Raw genomic sequence first — 16,530 nt, forward strand, 5'->3', positions numbered from 1 at the left:
GTGAGTGAAAAAACTTACTGCATCATCGCGCAAAACGTCTCGGGATTGCCGTCAAGGATGACGCCGCTGGGCCAGCGGTGGCTGCGCTGCTGCGCGCGCAACAGCGAGGCGGCCAGGGCCGAGTCGCCATCGACCGCGTAGACGAAGACGGGCATGTTCAGGCTGGCCGCATCGCTGAGCAGATTCGGATTGGCGTCCAGGCTGCGCGCATCGACGTGCACACCCGTGGGCATGCCGATCTGCTGCTGCACGCGCTGCAGCCACGGCTTGTCGAGCTTGGGCGGGCGGGCATTTTTCGCGATATAGCGGCTGACCCGGTTCGTACCGGCCGCCTGCGCATTGCGCGCGTCAAACACGAGCAAGCCCAGGTAGCCCTGCGGATCGGCGCGGCGCGCGCACGCGAGGTTGTTCGGCACGCCCGACGTCAAGAACCAGTTGCCGTGCTTGATGTTCGCGCGCAACTGCCCCACCAGGGTGGCGATCGGTGCGCACGACGACACGACATCCTTGATTTCCGCGTTCAGGGTTTTACTTGGGAACGCCGTGGCCAGGTCGGCGACATCGCTGACGAACGGCGGCGTTTCCGCCGTGGCCACGCCACGGTTCTTCATGCTGGCGGCGCGCCAGTCGTCGGCCGTCAATTGTTTCACGGTACGGGGCGAACCCGTGTCGACGACTCTGCCCGTCAACAGGTCGTGGTGCACCACCCAGTTGCCGTCGCCGAGCAGCTGCAAATCCGTCTCGACGCCGTCCCAGGTGCCGAAATACGTGTTGCGCAGCGCGCTCAGCGAGTTTTCCGGCGCATTGCCGGCGCCACGGTGGGCGTGCACCTTCATGCCCAGGCAGTCGGCCTGGACAGCAGTGCTGGCCATGGAAAGCAGCAAGGCCAGCGCGGCCGCCTTATTTTTGTCCCGGATGATAGCCATAGTGAATTCCCTGCAAAACGTGGATGCGGATCGCTTCGTTGACGGGGTAGCTGTAGCCCTGCCCCACCGCCACGACGTGCGTGATATTGGCCAGCAAGCCCTTGCCGGCGATTTGCCAGCGCGTGCTGTCGTCGGCGGCCTGGCGGTTCCAGTCCAGCATCTGGCGGAACAGCTCGCTCTTCGTGACATTATTGTCCGAGAGGGTAAAGATACCCCAGGTTCCCAGGAAGGCGCCAGCCAGCACGCCCGTGGCGATCCAGGCGGAACGGCGGCTCAGCTGGCCATCGGCGCCCGCCTGCTCGCCGCGGCGCGCCGCCAGCACCAGCAAGCCCACCGTGGCGATCAGGTACAGCAATTTCGAGAAGTGGCCGATGGCGCCCAGCAAGGAGAAGAACAGGGCGACGGGCGGCACGATGGCCGCGCGCGCCGCTTCCTTGCCCTCTTCAAAGTACTTGCCGCCCACTTCGAAGTCGTTGCGGCTGGCGCGGTATTCCACGAGCTTTTCCGCCGTTTGGCGCGCGGCGAACTGGTCGAACAGACGGCTGAACTCGGCCGGGCTCGCATACGCGTCCTGCACCACGGCGCCTTTGGGCAAACGCAAGCCCTTGCTCGCTTCGCTGCCATCGCCGCCATCCGGCCCGTCGCGCAGCACGGCCTGGATGCCGGGGCGCGCCACGAAGGCGGCGAAGGACAAGCCCGGCGGAATGCGGTCGCCCTTGATATGCAAGCCCTTGCTGGCCGCTTCCGACGCATAGCGGCGCTTGACGGCGGCGCGGAAGCTCAATTGGTCGGCAGGGTGCCAGTTGGCCGACACGGGCACCTTTTTGCGCACATTGTTGACAACGGCCGCCTTGCGCCGCGTCGGCACGGAATGCGGCTGCCAGCCGTGGCGCGACAGGCTTTGCCGGTAATCGTTCCACGCCGTTTCCTGCTGCTGGCGCAAGCCCGCATCGTCGTCGGGAATGATGCCCGAATACAGTTTCCACTTGTCGTGCACTTCGCCAATCGCCTTCTGATACTTGTCATAGTAACCGGCCGCGCCGCCGGCGATCTTGCGGACATTAAAATTGATCAACTGTTCCTTGGCCGGCTCCATGCGCTCATCGAGGTGGCCCACCGAGACGGCCAGGAAGGGGAACAGCGCGAGGAAGGCCTTGCCCTCGGGCTTGGCAAACAGGGTGGCGTCATCGACCAGGCCCTGTAATTGCAGGCTGCCGCCCACCAGCGAGCGCTGCATCAGGGTCGTGTTGAAGGCCAGGCGGCGAAATTGCGCATCGCGCGTTTCGACCAGCACCGTGACCGTGGTCTTCAAAATGCCGAACACGACCGCCGCCGTGGCAACACAGCAAAAGATGATCTTTTTCCAGCTGGGGCCGCTGCCATTGTTCTTCAGGCGGCGGCGCCACATCAGTTGCAGCACCACCAGCGCGGCGGCGATGCCAGACAGGCTGCGGCCATAGAATTCCACGCCTTCCACGTCCTGCGGCTTGACGTCGCCGCCCACCACGTCGAGCAAACGGGCATTGAAGCCCAGCTCGAAGCACAAATACATGATCGTCAGGACGATCAGGATCAGGGTCTGCCGGATCTGCAGACTGCGCAAGCTCGCGGCCATCTTATTTCCTCAAATCGATGACGACGGGCTTGATCTCTTCTGCCTGGAAGATCATCGGCGCCGCCGGAGCAGCCGCTGCGGCACGCGGCGCGGGCAGGCTGATGGCGGCGGGCGTTGCCACCTTGGCTGCGGTTTCCTGGCGGCGCGGCTTGGCGCTGGCGCGGCTGCCCGTTTTCGGCGCGACGGCAGGCGCCGGGGCCGATGCCGGTGCTGGTGGCGCCGGGATCACGCGGCCGCTGTCGCTGCCGCTCCCAGGCAGGGTGGCGATGGCCGGGCCCGTGCCGCGCAAAGCGTCGTCGGCAAACGGCTGGGCGCGCGTATCGACGCCGGGCGGCACGGCCACGCTGGCGTTGAGCAGGCGGTTGTCCGTGTAGATCATGCGCGACAGGCGGTTGTAGTTGGGGAAGTCGATATTGAGCGATTTGCCATCGGCCGCCACGTCCACGCGGGGGCGGTCCTTGCAATTGCCGACCGTCCACTGCAGCACGTCCGTGCCCTGGAAAGCCAGCACTTCATAGCGGTAGGCGCAGCCGCGTTCCTGCGTTTCCACGATCACCACCGTGCGCTCGCCCACGTTTTCCACGCGCGCCACGCGGGCCGTGATGGCGTTGGCCAGCGGCACGACGCGAAACGCCTGCGACAGCTTGATCGAATACTTGCCTTGCGGATCCTTGCGCAAGGTCCCTTCCGTGCCGTCGCGCAGGCGGAAGGTGGAAATCGGCGTGCCGAACAGCTCGGCCGTATCGAGGCCCATCAACACGCCGCCACGGCCGTTCGGCGTCATGGCGCAGCCCGTCAACAGGACGCCGGCAGCCACGCCGGCGATCAATGTGCGCCAGTGCGCGGATGCAAAGTTCTTATACGTTGTCATGCTTGATAACTTTCTCTTATTTCTGGGTCAGGGATTGATGACGGCCAGCGGATTGCCCGGGCCTGGCGGCGGCAAGACTTTCTGACGGTTGCGCGACAGCACGGTGAAGGCGCCCAGGGTGTCCGGTCCCGCGACGATTTCCAGCTGCTCGCGCTGCAGCCAGGTGCGGATTTCCGCCTCCGTTGCCTCGGCGCGGAACAGCACGCGCGTGCGCACGCCCGTCTCGACGCCGCTGCCGCCGTTGCGGAACTCCGCATTGCCGACGACGGCGCCCTCTTTCGGCAGGAACAGCCACGCCGATTGCACCACCATCACGCTGGCGGCCACGGCCGTGACGAGCTTCAGCCAGCGGTTGGCATTGGCCGCCGTCACCGGCGTCTTCACCTGGGGCGCGGCGGCATCGGCCGAGGCGATCTGCAATTGCTGCAAGCCCTGGCGCAGCAGTTGCCGGTAAGCCACGCGGCCATCCTTGCCCAGCTCGCTCGACAGCGGTGTGCCGGTCAAGGCGTAATCATCGCCGGGCAAGGCCACGCGGGCGATCACGCCGGGCGCCGCGGTGGCGCCATTCGCGCGGCCATGCAGCTCCAGCCAGCGCGCCGCCTGCAGGCGCTCCTGGCTGAACACGCCCAGGCAGGCGCCCAGGTCCGTCACGGCCAGGGCCACCGGCATGTCGCACAGCACCAGGCCCGCGCGCGGGTCGGCGGGCGCATCGCGCTCCTCGACCACGAGGCCGCAGGCATCGGCATATGCCGTGTCCGGCGTGACGAGCCAGCCGCGCCAGCGCTGCCGCGTGCTGTCCCAGGCGTCGAGCAGCACGGCGCCAAAGCCGGGAAGGCGCGCCAGCAGGTGAATCTGCCCGCCGGCGATGGGCCGCGCGGCCAGCGGCGCCGCGTCGCTGCGGCGCGCAAAACGCTCCATCAAGTGTTCCGGCACGGCGATGCCGCGCCAGTCGGGGGTAGTGCCCGCCACGTCCCCCTCCAGCAATTCAGCGGAAGATGGAGGCGACGGCAGGCGCGCGGCAACGATGGCCAGCGAGGGCGTCAATGCGTTCATGCCGATGGCCTTTCATCAGTGTTCGGGTGGATGGGCGCGGGGTCCATGTGCAGGGATAACGCGGCCACGCACAAGATATCCAAAACTATTTGCGCCGCCTGCATATCGCGCGCGGCCAGGGCGTCCCCCACGCGCAGCTTGAGCAGGTTCAAGACCCAGCTGCCCAGTAAGGTGGCGCGGTGGGCCGGCTCGACGATCTGTCGCCCCGCGCTATTGGCCTCGCCCTTCTGCCTGTGCACCAGGCCTAATTTTCCGCCGTGGTAATGCGCGGAAGCGATCTGTTCGGCCAGTTCCTTGACGGGCATGCCGCCGCAGCCGCAATGGCGCAGCAGCAAGATCAAGTCGTGCGGCAAGGTGGTGATGAACACGTCGGCCGCGTCGCGCACTTGCTGCGGCGTGAGCTGGTAGTCGCGCAGCGGTTCCGCATACGCATCGGGCGCGCGCAGCTCGCAGCCTTCTTGCGCATCGGCATCTTCGTCATCGCGCTGCTTGCGCAACTGGTCGATGATGAAGCGCTTGAAGTACAAAAACAGGGCGCCGATGTGGTGGGGCGCGGCCTCGCTGTCGCCGTGCAGGACTTTTTCAATGAAGAACTGGTGGCGCAAGTCGGCCAGCGAGTCGCCCAGCGACGCCGCCTCGCGCGGACGGCACGGCGTCAGCGCGGCGATGACGCGCTGGTAAAACTCGCCGAGTTCGCCTTGTGTCAGCTGCTGGCGGCGGGTCCAGAAAGCATGAATCCGTTCAAATTGTTCCGATTGCAAAGCCGGTCCGATCGTGTGTTGGGCGGCACGCGCCACTGGCCGGCGACGATGCGCACCGTGCGCTGGCCAGACAAGAGAAACTTGTCAGTAAGGTAAAATGCATTTAAGCAATTTTCTCATATCACAGTAAAAATCGCTAACTTTTGTTACTTTCACGACAATTCCCGAGACGCCGATGCATCGCCTGATTCCCCTGTTTTTGAGCCTCATCTTTTTACTCTGCGGTAACGTCGTGCAGGCGGCCGTGGGCAACGCCGCCAGCGGCCCCGGCAAGCGCATCGCCCTGGTGATCGGCAATGCGGCCTATCCGCAGCCTCTATTGAATCCCGTGAACGATGCGCGCGCCATGGCCGAGCGCCTGCGCCGCCTGGGCTTTGACGTGCTGTTGCGCACGGACATCAATGCGCAACAGCTGCAAAAGGCCTCGGCCGAGTTTTCCACGCAGGCGCGCGGCGCCGATATCGCCCTCGTGTTTTACGCGGGCCACGGCGCGCAGGCGGGCGAAGCCAATTATGTGTTGCCGCTGGGCGCGAACATGAATGCATTGAGCGCGGCCGCCATCGCCGCGCAGGGCGTGTCCGTTTCCAGCCTGGCCGGTGATTTGCAGCGCACGGGCGCGCGCGGCGCCGTGCTGATCCTCGACGCTTGCCGCCAGGAATATACACGGGGCGGCGCCGTGGCGATTCCCGGCGGTGGCAACGCGGCCAGCCATGGCTTTGCTGATACGGCCGCGCCACGCGGCGTGGTGATCGCCTATTCGTCAGGTCCCGGCGCCCTGGCGCGCGACTTCTGGTCGCCCGATTCGCGCAACAGCCCCTACACAAGCGCCCTGCTCGACGCGCTCGATGCTCCGGGCTTGCCGATGAGCGATGTGTTTTCGCAAGTGGCGGCCAGGGTTGCCGCCATGACGCACGAGGTGCAAAAACCGCGCGTGTCGTTCGGCGAGACGTCGGCGCGCCTGGTGCTGAACATGGGCAGCGGCAAGGGCGTCAGCCAGGCAACGCCAGGCGTGCTGGCCGGTGCGCAAGGCCAGGGCGGCGTGCGCGCGCCTGCCCCAGCGGTGGCAAAGCCGGCCGCACCCGGCGTCAAGGTGTGGCCAGGCAATGTACTGCAAGACATCAACTATGAAATCCGCATGCAGATCGCGGCCCGTCCGTTTCCCCGCCAGCAACTGGAAAAACGCGCACGGGGCGGAGATTTAGTGGCGCTGACGGCCCTCGGCTATGGCATCGGCGGCGGTGACGCCGGCATCAAGCAGCCGAAGGCCGGCATGCAGTGGCTGGAAAAGGCGGCCGCGAAAGATTTTCCGATTGCCCAGACCTATCTGGCGGAATTGCTGATGGTCAAGGGCGATCCCGCTTCGCTGAAACGGGCGGGCGTGCTGCTGGACGCCGCCTCGCAGGCGGGCTACAGCCCCGCCCATGCGTATAAATTCGACCTGGCGCGGCGCACGGGCGCGCCGCCGCAGGATGCGGCCCGGCATTTGCAGGATGCTTTCATGGGCTTGATGAAGGATTACCAGGGCGCCGCCAAGGACATGATGCAGCCGCCAAAAAATAATTCAAAATAATTTTAGATTTCCCTGAACTGCCCCCGTTATCCGTGGGTACATGCAATAGAGCATGACAGTGACCAGGGAAATCTCATGCAACCATCGAGCACGGCAGCAACCATTACCACCGGCCAGCGTGGCCGCATCCTCGCCTACCAACCGAGCGGACAGGGTTCCGTCAGCGTGGCCGGCATTCAACATGCGTTCGACGTGGCCACGCACTGGCGCTCGGACGTGGCGCCCGCCATCAACGCCGTCGTCGACGTGCGCTTCGATGAGGCCGGCAGCCTCGCCACCGTCAGCGCCGTGGCAACGCAGCAACTGGCGCAGGAAGAGATGGCCGGCGCGGCGAAACTGGCGCGCGACAAAAGCCAGCAGCTGTGGGGCCAGGCCGTGTCCGCCCTGGGCATCAAGGTGCTGGCCAGCCTCGGCGTCCTGATCGCCGGCGCTTTTATCTTCAACACCATCGGCATCCGTTTGTTCGCTTCCGTCTCGCGCACCTACTGGCAATTGCTGGGCCTGTCCGCCGACAGCCTGGAAAGCTTTGCCCGCGATGGCGGCGGCGGTTTTACCTCGGCACAATTTTTCTTCCTGCTGGCCATTGCCGGATGCTGCGCCACCATGGTTAGCCGCCATCCGAAAGCGGCGCTGGGCAAGTGCGCGCCCCTGCTGTTCATCGTCATCCACAGCAGCGTGCTGTTCATCAAGATCAAGGGCGCCGTCAGCGACGCGGGCAGCGCCATGGGCGGCATCATGGGCACCCGCGCGGCCCGCATGGCCGAGCAGATGGCCAGCGAAATGCTGGGGCAAGTGTGGCAAGGCCTCTCGTTTGGCATCGGCTTTTACCTGGTGCTGGCCTCTTCCATCGTCCTGGCCGCTTACGGCGTCGGCGAATACAAACGTAAAACCATCGGCTAATTCACCTCTTACACATTCATTGAAGGAAATATCATGCAACGTACCCTCCCAGCCCTGCTCGCCATCGCCGTCCTGCTGTCCGCCTGCGGCAAGACCGAAACCGCCACACCGGCCGCCTCCGCTCCCGTCGCCGCGAATGTCGCCGACATGGCCGCCAAGGCGCAAGTGAAGGCGGCAGCAGCCAGCCTGCCGCAAGCGGACGCTGCCACGCCAACGTCCAGCTATGTCGACATCACGAGCGGCCACCAGCTGATGTACAGCTACCTCGCCCTGTCCGGCGTGCCGCCCGACTATGCGGCCGTGGCACAGCGCATTTCGCGCGAATATGCGGGCAGCAACGACGCCTTCCGCAAGCAGGAAGTGCTCGACGCCCTGAAACCGCAGATCGACGCCAAGGTCAATGAGGCCAAGGCGAAGCGCTACCTGCGCTACCAGATCAATGGCCAGGGCGCGCTGTCGCCGTACGCCATGGACAAGGCCGCCTTCCCCGCCAAGTTCGCCGACGCGGGCACGTATTACTACATGTACGACAACGGCGACTACAAGCTGGCGTTCACGAATGGCGACGGTTATTCGCTGCTGAAAGTGGACCAGGAGGCGGCGCGCAAGATCGAAGCGGCGCGCAGCGGCTACAAGGATTTCGCCATCGTCGTATATGCCTACGCCCAGGAAGCGGACATGGCCAGCAACCAGGTCAAGGCGCAGATCGTCAAGGTGGCGATCAAGCTGAATGGGGAAGAAATTCCCGTCAGTCAGGCACGGTAGAACGGGCTCGGTTACACTGTTCGCCACATTGCATCGGGATAGTGACATGGGCGAACAGACACTGGCGGAACAACATCTGGCAAACGGGCAAGGGCTGCAGCAGCAAGGCAAGCTGATCGAGGCGATCAACGCCTACCAGGCCGCGTATAAACTGAACCCGGCCCTGGCCGAAGCCCAGCATTTCCAGGGCCTGGCGATGCTGGAGCTGGGCCAGGGCGCCATCGGCCTGGGCTTGCTGAAACTGTCGCTCAAGCAGCAACCGGACAACGCCCTGTTCCATTACAACCTCGGTAACGTGCTGCGCGGCACGGACAGCGAGGCGGCGCTGGCTAGCTACGCCACGGCGGCGCGGCTGGCGCCGCACGAACATGATTTCGCCATCAGCCATGCGGAATTGCTGATGGGAAAACAGCGGCTGATGGAGACCATCGCCGAACTGGAACGGGCTCACGCCCTGCGTCCGCAGCGCTGGCAAACACTGCAGGGACTGGCCGAACTGTACTACCGCACGGGACAGCAGGAACTGGCGTTGGAACGCTACGCGCAAGGCCTGGCGCTGCATGCGCCACTGGCGCAAACGTGCCGCATCGGCTTTGCCAGCCCTGGCACGGAAAACACGGAACGGCTGACGGCGCCCGACGTGCCGGCAAGCTTGCACGATTTCCTGCGCGAAACGGACCTGCACATCCTCGACGATTTCCTGCCCGATCCCGCCGCCTGGCGCGTGCAAGCACTGGCGTTGCCGTTCGAGCAGCAGCGCTATGCGGGGCAAAACTATCCAGGCAGCCAGACGGCGGGCCAGCCCAGCCAGGCCATCATGGAGCGCATCGCCACGGCGCTGGGCCGCCCCATCCGTTTCATTTCACCCGACAACGGTTCCTACCGCCTCAGCTATGCGGACGCCATGGCGCGCACCGATATCCACGTGGACAACGAGACGGGCAATAATTTCAATTTCTATGCGGGCGTGCTGTACCTGAACCCGCCCGAGCAATGCCAGGGCGGCACCACCTTCTGGCGCCACCAGCCCAGTGGCTGGTACCGGCGATTACCCGAAGCGGACGTGAAAGCGGGCGGCTACGCCAGCTTCAAGGATTTCCAGAAACGCTGGCTGCCGAACAGTAAAGTGCAGAAATTCAACGACTTGCAGGAACAGCGCGACAGTTGGCAAGCCCTGCTGGAAGTGCCGATGCGCCACAACCGCCTGATCGTGTACAAGGGCCATTACTTTCACTCGATCAGCAATGTGTTTGGCGACACGCCGGAGAATGGGCGATTGGTGCAGTTGTTTTTCTTTGAAGTACCGGATTGAGTGTAAGGGCAATTGTCGGATTACGCCCTGCGGGCTAATCCGACCTACCATGTGGCGTAGGTCGGATTAGCGGAACGCGTAATCCGACAACACCAGCACAGCACTCAATACATATCCGCCGCCGTCGCCCGCACCGCCTTGAGCAACATATCCGCCCCCGGCGACAGCAAGTGGTCCTGCTGGCGAATAATCCCGAACGCATCCATCTTGCACGGCAGCTCGATGGGCAAGATGCTCAGCACGTTCAACGATTCGTAGTAGTGCGCCACTTCCGTCGGCATCACGTGCAGCGAGTCCGTCTGCTGCAGTAAGGACGTGATCAGGAGCAAGGCGGTCGTGTCGACCACGTCGACAGGCGGCTCCTGGCCCGCGCGGCGGAACATCATGTCGAAGCGGTGGCGCAGGATACTGCCTTGCGGCGGTAGAATCCACGGCTGGCCCGCCAAATCCTTCAATTGCAGATTCTTGCGCGACAGCAGCGGATGGCCATTGCGCGCCACGGCGCTGGCCGGCTCTTCCGTCAATTCCTCGTAGATGAGTCCCGCGCTGCTTTCCTTTTCCAGGATGCGCCCGATCATGAAGTCGAGGGTGCCGTGCTGCAGCATGTCCATCAGCGTATTGCTGTGCTCCAGGTGCACGCCGATGCGCATCAACGGTGCCTGCTGCTTGATGCGGGCAATCGCGCGCGGCAGCAAGGCCATGGCCGGCGTCATGATGACGCCCACCTCCACCTGGCCCGTGAGGCCCGACTTCAGGGCGACGATATCGTCATGCGCCAGGGACAGGCTCGTCAGGGCCATGCGCGCGTGGCGTATCATCGTCTCGCCGTAGATGGTCGGCTCCATGCCGCGTGGCAACCTGTCAAACAGGCGCACGTCCAGCATCTCTTCCAGGTCCTTGATTTGCTTGGACGCGGCCGGCTGCGTCATGTGCAATTCTTCCGCCGCGCGGTGGATGTTGCGCTGCTCATCAAGGGCGATCAACAGCAGCAATTGCCGCGTCTTCAGGCGGGCTCGCAAGAACCAGTTGGGGTTGAGGGTATCCATGAATAAATCATATCATGATCGATATCAGTTTTAATTCAATATCGATGTTATAGATATCGGTATGTCTCCTTTTTATACTTGGTCAACAAGCGTTCACAATGCCTTGCAGGCGGCGCTCGGGTTGGCGGCCGGGCCAGCCGTTTGCTGGATGAATTCGATGGTGCCGTCCGGCTTGTATTTCAGCTCTTCCACGGCCACGGAACGCCGGTATTCTCCGCCGCCGGGCAACTTGTCGTTGTGATAGAAGATGTAGGACTTGCCGTTGAACTCGATGATGGCCTGGTGAATGGTTTTCACGACGGCATTCTTGTCCATGATGGTGCCGCGGAAATGCCAGGGCCCCGTCGGTGTCGGCCCCGTCGAATACGCCGTCTCCTCGGGGAAATTGCGCGAGTACGACAAATAATACGTACCCGCATGCTTGTGCATATAGGCCGCTTCCGTGAACGCATCCATGCCGAAGGTCAGAATCGGGCCGTCCAGCTCCGTCATATTGGCTTTGAGCTTGGCGTATTTCAAGACCGTGTTGCCCCAGTAAATGTAGGCCTGGCCATCCGTGTCGATAAAGACGGCCGGGTCGATATCGTCCCAGGGAATGGCCGTCTGCTTCGTCATGTCGTTCGTGACCAGGGCGCTGCCGCGCGCATCGACGAACGGCCCGGTCGGGCTGTCGGAGACGGCCACGCCGATGGCTTTGCCGGGAATGGTTTTATGGTCGACGGTCGAATAGAAATAGTATTTATTGCCGCGCTTGACGATGTCACCTGCCCACGCATCCTTGCCAGCCCAGGCGAAGGTGGAAAAGCGCACGGGCGAGCCGTGATCCGTCCAGTTCGCCATGTCGCACGAGGAATACACGCGCCACTCGTGCATGCGGTAATCCGTATCCGTGGCGCTCGCTTCATCATGGCCCACGTACAAATACACCCTGCCATTGTCGACCAGCACGGCCGGGTCGCCCGTGTAGATATCCTTGACGATGGGGTTGGCAGCCTGTGCGACGAATGGGGCGCAGGCGAGCGCCGCCGCCATGCCGATGGCTGCGGCAAGTTTATTCTTGTGAAACATGGTATTAACTCCGATTGGTATTTTTCTGGCCCATGGCCATCAGTCTTTGCACGACGCAAAAGACGAACAGCAAGCCGCCGATGACGATCTTGGTCCACCACGAGCTGAGCGTGCCGTCGAAGGCGATCAAGGTCTGGATGGTGCCGAGCACGAGCACGCCCGACAGCGCGCCCGCCACATAGCCGTAGCCGCCGCTGAGCAGGGTGCCGCCGATGACGACGGCGGCAATCGCGTCCAGTTCCGTGCCTTGCGCATGCAAGCCATAGCCGGACAGCATGTAGAACGAAAACAGCACGCCGCCGAGCGCGGCGCAAAAGCCGCTGAAGGCATAGATAAAGACCTTGGTGCGGCCCACAGGCAGCCCCATCATCAGGGCCGACTGTTCATTGCCGCCGATCGCATACACGGCGCGGCCGAACGGCGTGGCGTGCGCCAGCCAGATGGCCAAGAGCAACGTGATCACGGCGATCACGACGCCTGGCGAAACGAAACCGCCGAGAAACTGCAATTGCGTCTGCGACATGGCCACGAACAGCGGATCATCGATGGTGATCGAGTTGATGCTGATCAAATAGCACAGCCCGCGCGCCAGAAACATGCCGGCCAGGGTGACGATGAACGGCTGCAATTTGAAATAATGGATCAGCGCGCCCATGCTGGCGCCAAATACCGTGCCCAGTGCCAGCACCGTGACGATCACCAAGAGCGGCGGCCAGTGCGCCACGTTGAGCAGCCAGGCGGCGATCATGGTCGACAGGGCCAGCACGGAACCGACGGACAGATCGATGCCGCCGGAAACGATGACGAAGGTCATGCCGACGGCGATCACCAGCAAAAAGGCGTTATCAATCAACAGGTTAAAGATCACTTGCGTCGACAGCAGGCCCGGATAGGCGGCGCCGCCGAGGCCCAGCATCACCACCAGCAGCAAGACCGTGACGAGCGAGGTGAAATACGGGGTGTGCAGCAAACCCTTCATGCTTTTCTCCGATGCAGCAATTGCTTGAATTCCGACGATTGCGACAGGCAGACGAGGAAAACGACGACCGACTTGACGACCATGTTCACTTCCGGCGGCACGCCCAGCGAATAGATCGTGTAGGTCAGGGTCTGGATGATGAGGGCGCCGATCATGCTGCCCACGAGACTGAACTTGCCGCCAGCCAAGGACGTACCGCCCAGGGTCACGGCCAGGATGGCGTCGAGTTCCAGCATCAGGCCTGCATTGTTCGCGTCGGCGCTCTTGATGTTCGAGCTGATCATCAGCCCCGACAGGCCCGCGCAGGCGGCGCAAAACACGTAGACGAAAAAGATCAGCGTCGCCGTCTTGATGCCGGCCAGGCGCGCGGCGACGGGGTTGATGCCGACGGCCTGGATGAACAGGCCCAGGGCCGTCTTGCGCATCAGCACGGCCGTGATGATGAACACGGCAGCGACGAGGAACAGCGAGAACGGCAAGCCAAACAGGTAACCGCTGCCGATGAAAAAGAACGGTTGATAATAGACGGTGACGATCTGCCCATCCGTCAGCAATTGCGCCAGGCCACGCCCCGCCACCATCAGTATCAATGTCGCGACGATGGGTTGCAAGCCGAGTCCCGCCACCAACACGCCATTCCAGGCGCCGCACAACAAGGCGGCGCCCAGGGCGGCCGCCAGGGCCCAGCCCATCGGGATATTGCTCACGTAGGTCGGCACGCCGTTGTCCATCACCATGGTGCCGCCGATCAGCATGGCGGCCACGGTGCCGGACAGGGCCACGACGGCGCCCACGGAAATATCGATGCCGCGCGTGGCGATGACCAGGGTCATGCCCAGGGCCGCCAGCATCAGCGGGGCGGCACGGTTGACGATGTCAATCACGCTGCCGTACAGGTGGCCGTCGCGCACTTCCAGGTGGAAAAAGCCGGGGATGGCAAAGAAGGCCACCAGTAACAGCAGCAACAGCGCGGCCAGGGGCCGGCTCAAGGGGTGGTGCAGAACGGTATGCAAGGCGGACGTACCCGTAGTGGAAGCCGGACGCGCCAGGGGCGCGTTCGATGGCGTGGATAAACTCATGTGGCGTCTCCGGCGATCACTTGCAGCACGGAGCTGTCGTCGAGCTCGCCGCGCGCATAGTCGCCGCAAGCTTTGCGGTCGCGCATGACGAGAATACGGTCGCTGCAGCGCAGCACTTCCGGCAGCTCCGACGAGATGAACAGGATGGCCATGCCCTTGCGGCACAGCTTGCTCACATAGCTCATGATTTCCTGCTTGGCGCGCACGTCGATGCCGCGCGTCGGTTCATCGAGAATCAGCATGGCCGGCGACGTCACCAGCCAGCGCGCCAGCAAGGCTTTTTGCTGATTGCCGCCCGACAGGCTGCCGATCGGCGTTTCGATGCTGGCCGTCTTGATGCCGAGCGCCTTCACATACTCGTCGGCCAGCGCCTGCTGGCGTTTGAACGGGATGGCGCGCAGCAAGCCAGTGCGGGCCTGCAAGGCCAGGATGATGTTTTCACGCACGGACAGCGACAAAATCGCCCCCTCGTGCTTGCGGTCTTCCGAGCAAAAGCCGATGTCCTGGGCGATCGCGTCGCGCGGCACGTTGAACTGGCGTATCTTGCCCTGCATGACGATGCTGCCGGAATCGGCCTTGTCGGCGCCGAACAGCAAACGCGCCAGTTCCGTGCGGCCCGAACCGAGCAAGCCGGCCAGACCCAGCAATTCGCCCTGGCGGATGTGGAAATCCATGGGCAGCAGGGCGCCCTTGCGGCCCAGTCCCTGCGCTTCGAGCACAGTCGGACCGAAGCTGACGGCGCCCGCTGCCTGCGCCATATCCAGCGTTTGCTCCTGCGTGTCGGCCGCCACGCCGATCATTTTATTGACCAGCGCCAGGCGCGACAGTTCGCTGCATGCATATTCGCCCTCGCGCTCGCCATTGCGCATGACGGTGATGCGGTCGGAAATGGCGTAGGTCTGGTCGAGGAAGTGGGTCACAAACAGAATCGCCATGCCTTGCTCGCGCAGGCGGCGCAGCACGGAAAACAGCAGATTGACTTCCGCCTCGTCCAGGCTGGACGTGGGTTCATCGAGGATCAGCACGCGGGCCGAAATGTTCAGTGCGCGCGAAATGGCCACCATTTGCTGGATGGCCAGCGGAAAGCTGGACAATTGCGCCGTGACATCGATATCGATCTGTAATTGCTGCAGCAAGGCACGCGCCTGCTGCTGCATGGAACGCCAGTCGATGGCCCCGAAGCGGCGCGGGTAGCGGCCAATAAAGATGTTTTCCGCCACCGACAGGTTCGGGCACAGATTGACTTCCTGGTACACGGTGCTGATGCCGAGCAACTGCGCGTCCGACGTGGATGCGGGGGCGATGGGCTTGCCTTCAAACAGAATCTGGCCGCTGTCGGGCGTGTAGACGCCCGTCAGCACCTTGATCAGCGTCGATTTCCCGGCGCCGTTCTGCCCCATCAAGGTGTGCACTTCGCCCGGATACAGGCGCAGGGCAACGTCGCTGAGGGCTTTGACGCCAGGAAAGGACTTGCTGATGCCGCGCAACTCCAGCAAGGGAGCTGGCGCGGCGTTGTGTTGCGCTTGCGTATTCATCATGCGGCAAGCTTAGTACTTACGGTTCGGGAATTCCTTGGCGGCCACCTCGGCAGGGAACACGCCTTCCACCGTCGTGATGCGCGCTGGCACGGGCTTGCCGGCCACCACGTCGCGGGCGATCGACATCAATTGCGGGCCCAGCAGCGGGCTGCATTCGACGGTGACGTTCAGTTTGCCGGCGATCATGGCTTCGAACGCGCCTTTGACGCCATCGATCGAGATGATGATGATGTCCTTGCCCGGTTTCATGCCCGCTTCTTCGATGGCCTGGATGGCGCCGATGGCCATGTCGTCATTGTGCGCGTACAGCACGTTGATCTTCTTGCCTTCGGCCTTCAGGAACGCTTCCATCACTTCCTTGCCCTTGGCGCGCGTAAAGTCGCCCGTTTGCGAACGGATGATCTTCAGCTTGGGATTCTTGCCGATGACTTCCTGGAAGCCTTCCTTGCGGTCGATGGCCGGCGCGGAGCCGACCGTGCCTTGCAGCTCGACGATGTTCAGTTGCGCGTCCGGGGTTTTCTTGGCGTGCTCGAGCAGCCATTGGCCGGCGCGGCGGCCTTCTTCCACGAAATCGGAACCGATGAAGGTCACGTACAGCGATTTGTCGGTGACATTGACGGCGCGGTCCGTCAGGATGACGGGAATCTTGGCAGCCTTGGCTTCGCGCAGGACCGTATCCCAGCCGGACTCAACGACCGGCGAGAAGGCGATCACGTCGACCTTTTGCGCGATGAACGAGCGCAGGGCCTTGACCTGGTTTTCCTGTTTTTGCTGCGCATCGGCAAATTTCAGCGTGACGCCATCTTTCTTGGCCGCATCCTTGATGGAGACGGTATTGGCGGTGCGCCATTCGCTTTCGGCGCCCACCTGCGAAAAGCCCATGACGAGGGGCTTGGCGGCAAAGGCGGAAGAAGTAGCGGACAGTGCCAACAACATGGCGCTGGCGAGGAGTGTGCGGCGTGTCAATTTCATTCTTGTCTCCAGTTTTTTTTGGAATACCATCACAGCCGGATGCCGGATGGGCGGTTTTTTATGAACCCATGGTAG

15 protein-coding genes are annotated in these 16,530 nt (G+C 63.3%); 4 read left to right on the top strand and 11 right to left on the bottom strand.

The annotated features are described in order from the left end of the window. Nucleotides 1–14: 14 nt before the first annotated feature. The 5 genes from KO538_RS12895 to KO538_RS12915 are packed head-to-tail and all read right to left on the bottom strand — an operon-like array spanning nt 15 to nt 5,226. Nucleotides 15–926 (bottom strand): glycerophosphodiester phosphodiesterase, encoded by a 912-nt coding sequence (locus tag KO538_RS12895; RefSeq protein WP_219328523.1) that lies wholly within the window; start codon nt 924–926, stop codon nt 15–17. After that, complete coding sequence (locus KO538_RS12900; protein WP_257620330.1) at nt 901–2,541, bottom strand: hypothetical protein; 1,641 nt, start codon at nt 2,539–2,541, stop codon at nt 901–903. Before KO538_RS12900 ends, KO538_RS12895 begins: the two co-directional genes overlap by 26 nt. A 1-nt stretch (nt 2,542) precedes the next feature. Then, complete coding sequence (locus KO538_RS12905; RefSeq protein WP_219328524.1) at nt 2,543–3,412, bottom strand: hypothetical protein; 870 nt, start codon at nt 3,410–3,412, stop codon at nt 2,543–2,545. Between the two features lie 27 nt (nt 3,413–3,439). Then, entirely contained in the window at nt 3,440–4,465 is a 1,026-nt protein-coding gene (locus KO538_RS12910) for a hypothetical protein (RefSeq protein WP_219328525.1), read from the bottom strand. After that, a complete protein-coding gene (locus KO538_RS12915; protein WP_152546476.1) occupies nt 4,462–5,226 on the bottom strand; it encodes a hypothetical protein in 765 nt (254 codons plus the stop codon). Before KO538_RS12915 ends, KO538_RS12910 begins: the two co-directional genes overlap by 4 nt. A 175-nt stretch (nt 5,227–5,401) precedes the next feature. Here KO538_RS12915 and KO538_RS12920 point away from each other — a divergent pair, with 175 nt between their 5' ends. The 4 genes from KO538_RS12920 (at nt 5,402) to KO538_RS12940 (ending at nt 9,773) form a co-directional block, all read left to right on the top strand. Next, entirely contained in the window at nt 5,402–6,796 is a 1,395-nt protein-coding gene (locus KO538_RS12920) for a caspase family protein (protein ID WP_219328526.1), read from the top strand. 75 nt (nt 6,797–6,871) lie between these two features. Next, on the top strand, nt 6,872–7,696 hold the full coding sequence (locus tag KO538_RS12925; RefSeq protein ID WP_219328527.1) for a hypothetical protein: 825 nt from the start codon (nt 6,872–6,874) through the stop codon (nt 7,694–7,696). Between the two features lie 33 nt (nt 7,697–7,729). Continuing rightward, nucleotides 7,730–8,461, top strand: a complete 732-nt coding sequence (locus tag KO538_RS12935) for a hypothetical protein (RefSeq protein WP_257620331.1) — start codon at nt 7,730–7,732, stop codon at nt 8,459–8,461. Between the two features lie 46 nt (nt 8,462–8,507). Continuing rightward, nucleotides 8,508–9,773 (top strand): DUF6445 family protein, encoded by a 1,266-nt coding sequence (locus tag KO538_RS12940; protein ID WP_219328529.1) that lies wholly within the window; start codon nt 8,508–8,510, stop codon nt 9,771–9,773. Between the two features lie 104 nt (nt 9,774–9,877). Here KO538_RS12940 and KO538_RS12945 read toward each other — a convergent pair whose 3' ends face one another. The 6 genes from KO538_RS12945 to KO538_RS12970 all read right to left on the bottom strand — a co-directional run bounded on the left by KO538_RS12945 (nt 9,878) and on the right by KO538_RS12970 (nt 16,455). After that, entirely contained in the window at nt 9,878–10,819 is a 942-nt protein-coding gene (locus tag KO538_RS12945; RefSeq protein ID WP_034752932.1) for a LysR family transcriptional regulator, read from the bottom strand. Nucleotides 10,820–10,912: 93 nt separating this feature from the next. After that, nucleotides 10,913–11,887: a glycoside hydrolase family 43 protein gene (locus tag KO538_RS12950; RefSeq protein WP_219328530.1), complete on the bottom strand. Its 975-nt coding sequence runs from the start codon at nt 11,885–11,887 to the stop codon at nt 10,913–10,915. Nucleotides 11,888–11,891: 4 nt separating this feature from the next. Continuing rightward, on the bottom strand, nt 11,892–12,866 hold the full coding sequence (gene yjfF / locus KO538_RS12955; RefSeq protein ID WP_035823670.1) for a galactofuranose ABC transporter, permease protein YjfF: 975 nt from the start codon (nt 12,864–12,866) through the stop codon (nt 11,892–11,894). After that, complete coding sequence (locus tag KO538_RS12960; RefSeq protein ID WP_070304473.1) at nt 12,863–13,945, bottom strand: ABC transporter permease; 1,083 nt, start codon at nt 13,943–13,945, stop codon at nt 12,863–12,865. The genes yjfF and KO538_RS12960 overlap by 4 nt, the downstream gene beginning before the upstream one ends. Next, the gene (locus KO538_RS12965) at nt 13,942–15,483 is read right to left on the bottom strand and encodes a sugar ABC transporter ATP-binding protein (protein ID WP_219328531.1); all 1,542 of its coding nucleotides are present in this window, start codon (nt 15,481–15,483) and stop codon (nt 13,942–13,944) included. Before KO538_RS12965 ends, KO538_RS12960 begins: the two co-directional genes overlap by 4 nt. A 9-nt stretch (nt 15,484–15,492) precedes the next feature. After that, nucleotides 15,493–16,455 (bottom strand): ABC transporter substrate-binding protein, encoded by a 963-nt coding sequence (locus KO538_RS12970; protein WP_034752929.1) that lies wholly within the window; start codon nt 16,453–16,455, stop codon nt 15,493–15,495. Nucleotides 16,456–16,530: the final 75 nt, after the last annotated feature.

The organism is Janthinobacterium sp. NKUCC08_JDC, from assembly GCF_019345575.1.
Lineage (GTDB): Bacteria > Pseudomonadota > Gammaproteobacteria > Burkholderiales > Burkholderiaceae_D > Janthinobacterium > Janthinobacterium aestuarii.